General features: G+C 39.4%; 13 protein-coding genes. All 13 read right to left on the reverse strand.

Annotated features, from left to right (window positions below):
* Positions 1 to 558: a YpiB family protein gene (locus CD039_RS04420; protein WP_103371293.1), complete on the reverse strand. Its 558-nt coding sequence runs from the start codon at positions 556 to 558 to the stop codon at positions 1 to 3.
* Between the two features lie 113 nt (positions 559 to 671).
* On the reverse strand, positions 672 to 1,916 hold the full coding sequence (locus CD039_RS04425; protein WP_103371294.1) for a tetratricopeptide repeat protein: 1,245 nt from the start codon (positions 1,914 to 1,916) through the stop codon (positions 672 to 674).
* A gap of 2 nt (positions 1,917 to 1,918) precedes the next feature.
* On the reverse strand, positions 1,919 to 3,217 hold the full coding sequence (gene aroA / locus CD039_RS04430; protein ID WP_103371295.1) for a 3-phosphoshikimate 1-carboxyvinyltransferase: 1,299 nt from the start codon (positions 3,215 to 3,217) through the stop codon (positions 1,919 to 1,921).
* Between the two features lie 9 nt (positions 3,218 to 3,226).
* The gene (gene aroB / locus CD039_RS04435) at positions 3,227 to 4,294 is read right to left on the reverse strand and encodes a 3-dehydroquinate synthase (RefSeq protein WP_103371296.1); all 1,068 of its coding nucleotides are present in this window, start codon (positions 4,292 to 4,294) and stop codon (positions 3,227 to 3,229) included.
* Between the two features lie 18 nt (positions 4,295 to 4,312).
* Entirely contained in the window at positions 4,313 to 5,479 is a 1,167-nt protein-coding gene (gene aroC, locus CD039_RS04440; RefSeq protein ID WP_103371297.1) for a chorismate synthase, read from the reverse strand.
* Between the two features lie 236 nt (positions 5,480 to 5,715).
* Positions 5,716 to 6,165 carry a nucleoside-diphosphate kinase gene (ndk, locus tag CD039_RS04445; protein ID WP_002472168.1) on the reverse strand — a complete coding sequence of 150 codons (450 nt, stop codon included), beginning with the start codon at positions 6,163 to 6,165 and terminating at the stop codon, positions 5,716 to 5,718.
* Positions 6,166 to 6,256: 91 nt separating this feature from the next.
* On the reverse strand, positions 6,257 to 7,210 hold the full coding sequence (locus CD039_RS04450; RefSeq protein ID WP_103371298.1) for a polyprenyl synthetase family protein: 954 nt from the start codon (positions 7,208 to 7,210) through the stop codon (positions 6,257 to 6,259).
* 26 nt (positions 7,211 to 7,236) lie between these two features.
* Positions 7,237 to 7,938, reverse strand: a complete 702-nt coding sequence (locus CD039_RS04455) for a demethylmenaquinone methyltransferase (protein ID WP_103371299.1) — start codon at positions 7,936 to 7,938, stop codon at positions 7,237 to 7,239.
* A 17-nt stretch (positions 7,939 to 7,955) separates the two neighbouring features.
* A complete protein-coding gene (locus tag CD039_RS04460) occupies positions 7,956 to 8,513 on the reverse strand; it encodes a heptaprenyl diphosphate synthase component 1 (RefSeq protein ID WP_103371300.1) in 558 nt (185 codons plus the stop codon).
* A gap of 578 nt (positions 8,514 to 9,091) precedes the next feature.
* Entirely contained in the window at positions 9,092 to 9,364 is a 273-nt protein-coding gene (locus CD039_RS04465) for an HU family DNA-binding protein (protein ID WP_002472176.1), read from the reverse strand.
* Positions 9,365 to 9,533: 169 nt separating this feature from the next.
* Positions 9,534 to 10,532 carry an NAD(P)H-dependent glycerol-3-phosphate dehydrogenase gene (locus tag CD039_RS04470; RefSeq protein WP_103371301.1) on the reverse strand — a complete coding sequence of 333 codons (999 nt, stop codon included), beginning with the start codon at positions 10,530 to 10,532 and terminating at the stop codon, positions 9,534 to 9,536.
* 15 nt (positions 10,533 to 10,547) lie between these two features.
* Positions 10,548 to 11,858 (reverse strand): ribosome biogenesis GTPase Der, encoded by a 1,311-nt coding sequence (gene der, locus CD039_RS04475; RefSeq protein ID WP_049410384.1) that lies wholly within the window; start codon positions 11,856 to 11,858, stop codon positions 10,548 to 10,550.
* Positions 11,859 to 12,067: 209 nt separating this feature from the next.
* Positions 12,068 to 13,249, reverse strand: coding sequence for a 30S ribosomal protein S1 (rpsA, locus tag CD039_RS04485; protein WP_002472135.1), 1,182 nt, complete (start codon positions 13,247 to 13,249; stop codon positions 12,068 to 12,070).
* Between the last annotated feature and the right edge of the window lie 119 nt (positions 13,250 to 13,368).

A 13,368-nucleotide genomic window follows, 5' to 3' on the forward strand; every position in this document is an offset into this window, starting at 1 on the left:
TTAGTCCCCTGATGACGAATTGAGTGAACGTAGTGAGAATTGATTAAGTAGATGTGAGAATTGGAAGAAGAGCTCACGTTCATTCATTTGTAAACTTAAATCAATATTATCTTTCAAGTAATCGATAATCAATTGCTCTCGTTGGGTAGTCAAGTTCAAGCGTTGAATATCTTGAGCATAGGATCGATAATGCGGTGAGTGTAGAAGCTGTTGTAACAGTAACTCGTCTAACCGCAAGTCTCTCACTGCATCTTGCGGGAAATGGAGCTTAATATCAAATGACTCCAATTCCGAAGTGATTTCATAAAAGATTTCGTTCGTATTGATCAGCGTAGAATAATCATTTGAAAAACGAATACCTTGAGCATCCGCGCCTTCGATACTTAATTCAAGTGTGGGATGAGATGGAATCATTTCATCTACGAAGTGCACTTGATTGAGTAACTCTGGCGTCGCCTTGATATAGTTTAGCACCCATACACTAATTCGTGATTTGAAATGATAGTTAAACAACAGATATTCAATGTAATTGACTTTAAACTGTGTTAATTGATTCATACCCACACCTCCTTTATTTAGGTACACTTCAAGTAAAGAGTGACCTAAATTTAAATCAATTGTACAAACGTTTTAGACATACTACGTACATTCGCATGTCACTTGATCAACCATTATTGTTGTAAACGTTCAGCTTCCTCATGCCAAGTTTCATTCGCTGGATCTAACTCGAGTAAGCGATCTAGAATTTCTCGCCCTTCTTCCACATGACCAATTTCGATAAGATAGAAATAATAATCGCCTAAGAAAGCGGACTGCGTCTTAAGGGTAGGATAAGCCAATTTGAAGAAGTGTTGTGCCTCTTTGTCACGTTCTTCATGACCGTATGCAACCGCGAGATGCCATTCGAACACTGGATCGAGATCTTCCTCATCTACATAAGATAAGAGGTTAATAATAGATTCATAATCCTCCTCTTGTCGGTAAAAGTCACTGAGCACAAGCACAGGTTCGTGATATGCAGGATCCACTTCTAATGCTTGAACTAAATGTTCAACCCCGTCATTGGCATCACCGTGCTCTAGTTCAAGTGTACCTGTTGATACCATTAATTCTTTGTAGAATTGACTTAACCGCAAGCCTTCATTTCCGATCTCAATTGCATCTGGATAATTCTTCTCTTCTGAATATAAATGTTGTAAGTAGAGATACCCTTGCATGAAGTCAGGGTCTTTAGATAATAAAGTGCGTACTAATTTCGTCGCTTCTTGTATTAAATCATTTTTCTCATAAGCGATAGCTTTCTTGAAGTAATCCTCAGAATCCATTTCTTCTTCGCTCATTTCATCGAAGAGCTCAATTGCATCCGTATAGTTACCACTTTGTAAACTACATACTGCTAAACGCGAGAAGAGATTCACGTGATTGACTTCATACTCTCCTGTCTCAAGTACAGTTTCGTATTCACTCGTTGCGCGTAAATATTGACCGTCATAGAAGAGGAGCTCTGCTAAAGCGAAATGAATAATTGGATCGTTAGGCTCAAGGTCAATCGCTTGGTTTAATTTATCAATCGCTACTTCAATCATATTGATTTGTTGATAGAGATCAGCTTCCAACATGAGACGTTCTGGAGACAATTCGACTTCAGTTAAATACTCGAGTGCTTCATCGGTTTCATTCTCTGCCATTAAACCTTCAATAAAGTAAATTAAGACTTCACTTTCGTCAGGATACTTATGATAGAGCGTGCGGAAGACCTCTAACCCTTGAGGAGTCAGACCGAAGTTATATAGCGTCTCGCCTAGGATGAATAATGCATCATCGTTAGAAGTCGTTAAGACCTCATTCACTCTTGAATCTAAATTGTCGAGTTTCTGCATATTGATATCATCAATTAGTTTGTAAATCTCTTGCATAATTACCCCTCATTCTTCAAGTTTTGTAAGTGTGTTAAAAAGTCAGGGAAAGACACGTTGACGGCATCAAAGCGTTGGATCGTCAATGCCTCATCGCTCAATAATGACGCTACAGCGAGCATCATACCAATACGATGATCAGTATGACTGTCTACTGGAACATTATTAATCCATTGAGATGGACGAATAATCATTCCGTCTTCTGTTGGCGTTAAATCAAAGCCCAATTTATTGAGTTCAGAGACTGTGGTATCGATACGATTCGTCTCTTTGACCTTTAACTCTTCAGCATTTCGTATTTGACTTATGCTTTGCGCTTGCGTACACAATAACGCAATGATAGGTATCTCATCAATTGCTCTAGGAATCATACTGCCTTCAATATCAATACCTTGTAAAGATTCAGTATAACGTACTCGAATACTCGCAGTAGGTTCTGGCCCTTCAGTTATATTAAAAAGTTCAATGTTTCCATTCATTTGTTGAACGATATCGATGATACCAGAACGAGTCGAGTTAATACCAACATTGTGTATAACGATATCGCTTCCTGGAATAATTAATGCTGCCACTATGAAATATGCAGCTGATGAAATATCGCCAGGTACATGAAAATCATTCGCTTGAATATGTTGTATGGCATGCGGTGGTAAAGAAATGATCTTATCATTCACTTCTATCGGTATATGATAATGTGTGAACATCGTCTCAGTGTGATTACGTGTCAAAGCTTTTTCTGTAATTTGAGTTGCGGATTGAGCAAATAATCCGGCGAAAAGAATAGCACTTTTAACTTGAGCACTAGCTACAGGCATTTCGTAATCAATACCTGATAAAGTTGCCGGTTGAATGATTAATGGCGTAAAGTTATTATCCACACCGTGAATACACGCTTGCATTTGGGAAAGTGGTTGAATAATACGATCCATCGGCCTTTTACCTATAGAGGCGTCTCCAGAAAGTACTGCCTCAATCTGTAACCCTGATAACAATCCTGCTACTAGACGTGTGGTCGTTCCAGAGTTACCTGTATAAAGGACCTGATGAGGTGTAAGGAAGTGTGTATATCCTATGGAGTTAACCTCTAAGCGATCTTTCTTAACTTCGATCTCAACCCCAAGTTGTTGAAAGATCTTAATCGTCCGAAGACAATCTTCACCTAATAGCGGTTTATGAATCGTTGACTTGCCGGACGCTAAAGAACTGAGCATAATCGTACGATGCGTCATCGATTTATCTCCTGGTACTTCGAGTTCACCACGTAATGGGCCTTTAATATTTATCATTTCATTGTGCGTCACGTTCTTCACCTACTCTTTAATTACTTTCTGCAATTCAGCGAATGCTTGTTCAAGTTCAGCTTTCGTTACATGGTGGGTCGTCGGTTGACCAATGTCTTTAAGTAACACCATTTGAACGCCTTGATCATTATTTTTCTTATCGACGAGCATCAATTGATAAAGCGGTTCGAATTCGAAATCTTTAATGCGTTGAAGCGGATACGCTATCTGTTGGAAATAACGGACATAATGCGTGATATCAAACGCTGTACCATAAATAAGGTTAGACATAATAAATTGATAAAGTAGACCTATCGCTATGGCATGACCATGTGGAAGATGATAGCGATACTCGACCGCATGACCGAATGTATGCCCTAGGTTGAGATATTGACGCACGCCACTTTCACGCTCATCCGCAATGACGAATTGTAACTTTGTTTCCACCCCGCGGTACAGATAGGTCTCAATATCGTTCATTTCAGCTAATGCTTGCTGATTTGGATACGCATTTTCCACATCCTGAACTGCACGCGCACTGTCCAACAGCGCATGCTTATACACTTCAGCATAGCCACTCAATATCTCGCTATACGGCAGCGTTTGAAGAAAGTCTAAATCATATAGCACTGCACTTGGCCGGTAAAATGCACCAATCAAATTCTTACCGTGACTTGAATTGATTGCCACTTTACCCCCGATACTTGAATCATGTGCTAAAAGTGTCGTTGGAATTTGAATATAATCCACCCCGCGTAAGAGCGTTGATGCGACGAAACCAGAGAAATCACCAGTAGCACCTCCACCCATTGCAAGAATGCACGTGTTACGAGTGATTTGATGGGCTAATAAAGATTCTATCACTTGACTATAATGCTCAAGCGTCTTCATTTCTTCACCTGCAGGTAATGGATAAACCTTTATATTCCATTGGTCGGCAATGGATTGTATGCGTTCTGACCACAAACGATAAATGTTATTATCCACAAATAAAAATTTAGTCTTGTAATCTTTAATATAATCGTCAAGTTGATCGAGTGCGTGAGGTGCTATCACAATAGGATAATTTCGATCAGGGTAAGTCGTAGTTAATTGCATAATGTCACCTGCTTTACTTTAAAACGTTTGGTTGAGTTGACGTCGTTCTTGAATTTGATCAATAAGTTGAGTCATATGATTCGCTTGAAATTCTTCGAGAATCGCTTTCGCAATTTCAAATGCAACTACATGTTCAACCACTACACTAGCTGCGGGTACTGCGCAACTATCTGAACGTTCGATAGATGCTTTGAATGTTTCTTTAGTATTGATATCTACAGAATTGAGCGGTTTGTATAGCGTCGGAATAGGTTTCATAACACCGTTCACGATGATTGGCATCCCGTTGGACATACCTCCTTCAAGTCCACCAAGATGATTGGAGCCACGATAGAAACCTTCTTGTTCACTATACAGAATTTCATCTTGAATTTGACTTCCAGGTTTACGTGCAGCATCAAAACCTTCGCCAAAGCTCACGCCTTTGAAAGCATTAATACTAACGACACCTTGAGCGATACGTCCATCTAGTTTACGGTCATAGTGGACATAACTTCCAATTCCAACTGGCATGCCATCCACTACGGTTTGTACTACACCACCGATCGAATCTCCAGCCTTTTTAGCCTCGTCAATCTTATCACGCATTTGTTGCGCTATCGATTCATCAATCACACGTACATCGTTTTGGTCAACACCATCTTTTAAAGTTTCGACCTCATATAGCGATTGATCAGCCACACCACCGATTTCGACGACACGACTATACAAGCGAATACCGAGTTGTTCTAATAATATTTTTGAGACAGCCCCTACTGCCACACGTGCTGCTGTCTCTCTGGCAGAAGAGCGTTCAAGAACATTACGTAAATCGCGATGATTGTACTTCATTCCTCCAATCAAATCTGCATGACCTGGTCTAGGTTTCGTAATCACTCGTTTCATATTCGCTTGTTCTTCTTCACTAATCGGCGCGACGCCCATAATCTTACGCCAATGCGTGAAATCGTCATTGGTCACGACAATCGTAATGGGACTTCCAAGTGTATAACCATTGCGTACACCTGAAACGATGTCTACAGCGTCTTTCTCAATCTTCATACGACGCCCTCTACCATAACCGCCTTGGCGTTTAAACATTTCTTTGTTAATATCTTCAGCTTTTAGTTGTAAATTTGCAGGAACTCCCTCAATAATCACTGTAAGTTGTGGACCGTGGGATTCACCAGCTGTTAGAAATCTCATCGTTATGTCACCTCATTCGATAAACTTTCGCGTTAATCATTATCTTATCATATCCTAAGTTGAAATAGAAAAAGGGCGAGACGGCGACCTTGTACAGGTTAAACGTCTCACCCAGATGACTAGGCTTGAGCCTGAGTTGTAGTTATTAGTTAAAAGTGTCACTTGTTAAGAAGTAACTTGTGTTGGATAACTGTGTAAGCCATTCCCAACATATCATCTCAAGTTAATTGAGGTGATTATTCGTACAACCAAGCTTCATTATTTGCAGTGTAGTCACTTAACTCTTCTGGATTGAACCATAAGTTAATTTCTTTATCAGCAGACTCAGTTGAATCTGAACCGTGAATAATGTTACGTCCGATAGTTAAACCGAAGTCACCACGGATTGTACCTGGTGCAGCTTCAGAAGGGTTTGTTTCACCGATAATGTGACGAGAAACGTCTACTGCATCTTCACCTTCAACAACCATTGCGAATACTGGTGCTGATGTGATGAATGATACAAGACCTTCATAGAAAGGTTTACCTTGATGTTCAGAGTAATGTGTTTCTGCTAATGAACGAGGTACTGTCATTAATTTAGCACCTACAAGCTTTAATCCTTTACGTTCGATGCGTGATACAACTTCGCCGATAAGATTACGTTGTACAGCATCTGGTTTTAACATAAGAAATGTTCTTTCCATAATCGTTTGCCTCCTAATATGTATAGAAATAATATTCTGACTAACCTAAATCATACCAGTTTCACCCTAGGCATTCAACGTTTTTTCGGGCTTAAGTATTGCGTTTGCTCATTTTTTGAATGAGTTTTTTGAAAAGTGATTTCGGGTGTTCATTGTTCAACGTTTCAATTAAGTGTTCCGCTTTGGCTAAATATTTATCACTGATTGCCTGAGCTGTTTGAACAGAAGAAGATGCTTGTATTGTCGCAATACAGTCTTGGAAATCCTCTGCTGGACTATCAGGACCCAAAGCTTCTATTTGAGATTTAAAAGTATCGTTGTGACGCATTTCGAGTAGTACTGGCAAAGTAAGATGGCCATTAAGTAAATCACTACCTACCGGCTTTCCGAGTTGTTTCTCAGAACTAGTGAAATCAAGAATATCATCAACGATTTGGAAACTCATTCCGATGTAGTAACCAATCATCTTCAATTTACGTACGGTTTCATCATCTGCACCTGAAGAAATCGCACCTACTTCTGTCGCTAGTTGGATGAGTAAAGCTGTCTTGCGTTTAATACGGCGTAAATAATTGGTCATCGTCTGTTCGCTATTAAATTGATCTTGGAATTGGAAGAGTTCTCCCTTACATACATCGATTATAGCGCTTGAAATTACACGATGAACACGCACGTCTTCAATTTCAGACATGTGTTCTAATGCAAGTGCAAGTAGGAAATTCCCTGTGAGAATAGCAGTGTTTTGATCCCATTTCTTAGCAATAGTCAATCTACCTCGACGCTTATCACTACGATCGATTACGTCATCGTGTACCAGTGTGGCCATGTGGATGAGCTCAAGTGCTACAGCTACACGATACGTATCTTCACTCATGGATTTCCCAAATTGACTACTCAAAACGACGAAAGCTGGTCGCACACGCTTACCACCAGAAGTAAGTAGATGGTTTGAAGCTGCTTCGAGCACAGCATCATTGCTTACAATAGCCTTTTTGAGCCGCTTTTCAATATACTTGATTTCTTTGTTCATGTTTAACTTTGCCACATCGATCACCTTTGGATTTAGAAAATTTACTTATAGCCAAGGTGCATTGCAGCAACGCCACCTGTAAAGCTACGAATCTTAATATGTGAGAAGCCTGCTTGACTGAACAGTCGTTTCAACTTCTCTTTATCAGGAAAGTCAAATGTTGATTGTTGAAGCCATTCGTACTCATCTTTGGACTTTGCGAAGACTTTACCAAAGATTGGCATCACAAATTTGAAATAAAGTTTGTACAGTTGCTTAAAGACTGGTGCCGTCGGTTGACTTGTTTCTAAACAAACCACTTTACCACCAGGTTTAAGTACACGGTGAAGCTCTTTCAACGTCGCTAAATAATCAGGAACATTGCGTAAGCCGAAGCCAATAGTAACATAATCAAACTCATTGTCATCAAATGGTAAATTCATAGCGTCTCCATGGACGAGATGGATGTTCGTCATATCTTTCGTCTTCTTCTTACCTACTTCGAGCATGTTCTCGCTGAAATCGAGGCCGATTACTTCACCCGTAGGCCCTACAGCTTTGCTGAGCGCAATCGTCCAGTCTGCTGTACCACAACAAACATCTAATGCTTTACTTCCTTTCTTGACGTTCATTTCTTTCATGACACTCTTACGCCATAATTTGTGCTGTTCGAAACTAATAATATTATTTAAGCGATCGTATTTACTAGAAATGTTCTGAAATACATGATGCACTTGCTCTTTTTTAGCTTTGTTTTCAGTCATATTGTCTACCTCATTTATTAAATATGTCTTGCTTCTAATTCTTGTAACATTGTATCGAGTTCTTCACGAGAATACTGCGATAAATAGGAAGGATGATATGCTTTCAAGTCAGTAACGATTTGTTGATTTACCTGTTCGTAATCGACGTGAGGTGAGAAATACTTTAAGGTAATCATTGGAAATTCACTTTCTATGGTTAAAATGGCTTGAAGCAATGCTTCGTTTGAAAGTACACGTTGATGAATCGATGATTTCAATTCGTTGATTCTAACGATAGCTGAACTAATTTGTTGTTGAAATTGGGGTTCGTTGAGTTCAGCCAATAATGTGTAGAAATGCGCACTTAATAAATCTCCTATGAGAATAGCATTTTTGGATAAATGTTTGTTAGTAATAGAGTCTAAGTGACGCATCGCAGTATCGATAGCGAGGCAAGCTAATTTAGCTTGAACTGGAATATCGTACTGGTCTAACAGTTGACCCAAGCTTTGATTATAATCGATGGGTTCATATGTATTTACACCTTTAAGGCGTTCTTTAATTTGTTGATCTAGTAAATTGTATGTAGAATCCATGGTTACACCTCACGTTAGTATCACTATACATGTTAACATTATACGCCTAAAAATTAAATCAGTGTATCTTAAATCTCTCTTGGCTCGCAGTAATTTATACTATTTAGCTAAAAGTAGTTAAAAATTCTCATTACGTCTTCTTGCAAATAAGATGACTTCGAAAAAGTAGATGTTCTCAGTCCAATTGAGTGTGAACATCATAGCTGAAGTTTTAATACATGTATTAATGAGTCTCTACTCATTTTTAACCGAAAGTTTTGAACTATCCTTCAATGAAAAGCAATAAAAAGTGAGATATCTCCACAAACGAAGTTGTTGCAAGAGATATCTCACCGAACGATAAGCGAGTGAAACCGATAGTAAGCTATGTAAGTTCAATGATAACTGGTTTGAACAAGGGGCACGAAGTCTTCGTAACGACGGAGAACTTCTCCCCCCCTACGATCAAACACTTCACTTACGCTTAACAAAGATTAAGAGGTAGGGTTAGCACTATGAATCTCAATAGACGGTATTCGTCTCTCAACATGATCAACTTCATAAGCGTTAGCCCCTACCTCTTCTTGGTAAGTAAAGAATTATTTAACTGCGTCTTTTAAAGCTTTACCAGCTTTGAATGCTGGAACTTTGCTTGCAGGGATATCAATTTCTTTACCTGTTTGAGGGTTACGACCTTTACGTGCAGCACGTTCGCGTACCTCAAAGTTACCGAAACCAATTAATTGAACCTTTTCACCTTTAGAAAGTGAAGATTGAATTGATTCGAATACTGCATCTACAGCAGCGTTAGCGTCTTTTTTAGTTAAATCAGCTTGTTCTGCTACAGCATTGATTAAATCTGTCTTATTCATTACAAGTTCACCTCCCCTAGGATTGATAATGATACCTTAATATCATTATGCTATGACTTTAACACACGCATCACTGTCACTGCAATGATTTATACGCAAAATAAGGCTTATTTATAAGAATTTTATTAAAAGTGAACCTTAATTTTATCAAAAGTGTAATTATGCTAAATTATTCGGCTTTTTTATCGCGACCCATTAAGTAAGCCACGCTTTGATCAACCGGTTCATCATCGAACAATACGCCGTATAGCGCGTTCGTAATTGGCATATCTACATGTTGCTCTTCGGCAAGGTCATGCACAGATTTAGTCGTATAAATTCCTTCCACGACCATATTCATTTCATTTAAAGCCTCATCTAAAGTCAAGCCTTGGCCTAACTTGTAACCTAATGTAAAGTTACGTGAATGAGTCGATGTACAAGTTACGATGAGATCACCGATACCTCCTAGACCTAAGAAAGTCATAGGATCTGCACCAAGCTGCTCGCCTAAGCGACTAATTTCAGCTAAACCACGAGTGATTAGTGCTGCTTTCGCATTGTCACCATAACCCATGCCAGCTACTACACCGCTAGCAATAGCAATGACGTTCTTTAAAGCGCCACCTAGCTCTACGCCGACTAAATCATCATTCGTATATACGCGGAGATAGTTGTTCATAAATAAGTCTTGGATGAGTTGACTCACTTCTGAAGATTGAGATGAAGCAGCTACAGTGGTCGGTTGTTTAATCACGACCTCCTCTGCGTGACTTGGGCCTGATAACACACCAATACCGCCATTATGTTCAGGCGATAACGTGTCTTCAATCATCTCGGACACACGTTTGAACGTGTCATTCTCAATACCTTTCGCAACGTGAATAAACGTCTTTTTATCGCTTAATAAACTGTCAATTTGACCCACGACTTCGCGAATGGCTTTCGTAGGTAATGCGATCAAATAGATATCCGCAAACTCAACAGCTTCTTGAAGATCGGCTGTCGCACGTATAGCTGAATTGAGTTGCGCTCCCTTTAAGTATCGTGAATTCTGATGACGTTCGTTAATATCAGAAATGGATTGCTCATTCTTTCCCCACATGAGGACGTTATGGTCGTTCTCGGCGAGTACATTGGCTAATGCTGTACCGAAACTGCCCATACCAAATACTGTCACATTAGACATCTTGACCCCTCCTACTTAGTTTCTCTTTCTCGGTATAATGTGTACGGGTGTACCTTCAAATCCAAATGCATCTCTGATTTGGTTCTCTAAATAACGCTTATAAGAGAAGTGCATCAATTCGACATCATTAACGAAGACGATGAAAGTAGGTGGTTCGATAGCCACTTGTGTTGCATAGAAGACGTTAAGACGTCTGCCTTTATCGGTAGGCGTTGGATTCATCGTAATTGCGTCTGTGACGACTTCGTTAAGTGTTGAGCTCTTCACGCGTTTCTTATGATTCGCGCTTGCTTCATTAATGTATGGGAAGATGGTAGTTAGACGCTTGCTTTCTTTAGCTGAAACGTAAGCGATTTGCGCATAGTCCAAGAATTGGAACTCTTGACGGACTTTATCTGTAAAACGTTTCATCGTATTGCTATCTTTCTCAACGGTATCCCATTTATTCACGACGATAACAATCGCTTTACCCTCTTCATGAGCATAGCCTGCGACGCGTTTATCTTGTTCAATAATGCCTTGCTCTGCATCAAGCACGACGAGCACTACATTTGAACGTTCAATCGCTTTGAGCGCGCGTAGTACAGAATACTTTTCTGTAGATTCATATACTTTTCCCTTTTTACGCATACCTGCCGTATCAATTAAGACATAATCTTGACCTTGATAGCTATATTCTGTATCCACTGCATCTCGTGTCGTACCTGCAACATTGGAAACGATGACACGTTCTTCGCCGAGGATTGCGTTGATTAAGCTAGATTTACCCACGTTAGGTCGGCCAATGATAGATAAGCGAATAGTATCTTCATCATATGGTTCAGGTTCTTCTTTAGGAAAATGCTTAACGACTTCATCGAGCAAATCACCTAAACCTAATCCATGAGAGCCAGAAATAGGATAAGGATCACCAAATCCGAGTGCGTAGAAATCATAAATGTCATTGCGCATTTCTGGGTTATCCACTTTATTGACCGCTAGAACGACAGGTTTCTTAGATTTATAAAGCATTTGAGCTACCATTTCATCGCTTTGAGAAAGACCTTCACGTACGTTGACCATAAAGATAATGACGTCAGCTTCGTCAATCGCTATTTCAGCTTGTGCTCTAATTTGTGTTTGAAAAGGTGCATCGCCAATTTCGATGCCCCCTGTATCGATAAGGTTGAATTCATGTGTGAGCCATTCTCCCCCAGCATAAATTCGATCTCGGGTTACGCCAGGTGTATCTTCAACAATCGATACACGTTCGCCCACGACCCTATTAAAAATCGTAGACTTGCCGACATTTGGACGGCCTACAATAGCTACAACAGGTTTCGTCATATGGAACTTCCTCTCTACTTTAATCTATATCATTCTATCATAACGTGTAGTAAAGCTAAAGAAATACTAGAAGTACGTGCGCGTCAGATGTTAACGGTGTTGGAAACGAACGCCTCGCCTAGAGAATTTACCAAGTTTAATTCCTATCAAAAAGCGGTTGGTGACGTCATCACCAACCGCTTTACATCGTTATTCTTCATTAAAGATTATTAGAATTTAAAGTCTTTCAATTTATCTCCGAAGACATCACCAATTGTAGGGTTGTCTTCATCTTCTGATTTGCTTGAAAGGTAGCTTTCAGTAGTTTCTTCATCACTTTCAATCACGTCTTCAGCTGGGAGAGTCGCTTTAATAGAAAGTGAAATACGTTCTTCATCTACATTGATACCAAGGATTTTCACTGAAACAGCTTGTCCTGGTTCTAATACTTCGCTAGGAGTACCGATGTGTTTGTGACTGATTTCTGAAATGTGCACAAGGCCTTGTACACCGGCACTGATTTCAACGAATGCGCCGAAGTTAACGAGACGTACTACAGTACCTTCGATAGTGTCACCTTCGTTAAATTGACCTTTAATGGCTTCAAATGGACTTGGTAACGTATCTTTAATAGATAGAGAAATACGTTCGTTCTCTTTATCTACAGATTTCACTTTAACTTTAACTTCGTCACCGATAGATACGGCATCTTCAGGTTTTTCAACATGTTCGTGAGATAATTCAGAAACGTGAACTAAACCGTCAACGCCACCGATATCTACGAATGCACCAAAGTTAGTTAAGCGAGCAATCTTACCATCGATAACATCGCCTTCTTGTAGCGAATCAAATAATTTTTCTTTTTTCTCAGCATTTTCAAGCTCTTCTACAGCTTTATGACTTAAGATTACACGATTGTTTGCTGGGTCAAGTTCTTCTACTTTTAATTTTAAAGTTTGACCTTCATAGTCTGAGAAATCTTCGATATATTCAGTTGAAATCAATGAAGCAGGTACGAAACCGCGTTGACCAACGTCAACAACTAAGCCACCTTTAACTACTTCAGTAACTTCTGCTTCAATTGTTTCATTATTATCAAGTTTTTCTTGTAAAAACTCATAAGATTTTTCAGTTTCTAATTGACGTTTAGATAAGATATAAGCACCTGTTTCGTTTTCATCGTCAATTTCAATTTTAGTTACGTAAGCACCAATTTCGTCGCCTACTTTAACTGCTTCTTTAGGGTCATCAATACGGTGTGTAGATAATTGGCTAATAGGGATAATACCATTAAATTTACCACCGTTCACATGTACGATTACTTGCTTATCTTCAATCTCTTGTACCTCAGCAGTAACCTTGTCTCCCTCTTTAATGTCTGTAATCATCGATTCATTGAATTCTTCAGTCATCTTGTCTGCCTCCTTATACACTACATAGTTATAACATCTTATAATCAGACAGAATTGTCAAGAAATTCCCCTTTATCACGGGAATTCTATGCTAGCGCATTTATAAATTATGATCTATG

The sequence above is a fragment of the Staphylococcus argensis genome (assembly GCF_002902305.1).
GTDB lineage: Bacteria > Bacillota > Bacilli > Staphylococcales > Staphylococcaceae > Staphylococcus > Staphylococcus argensis.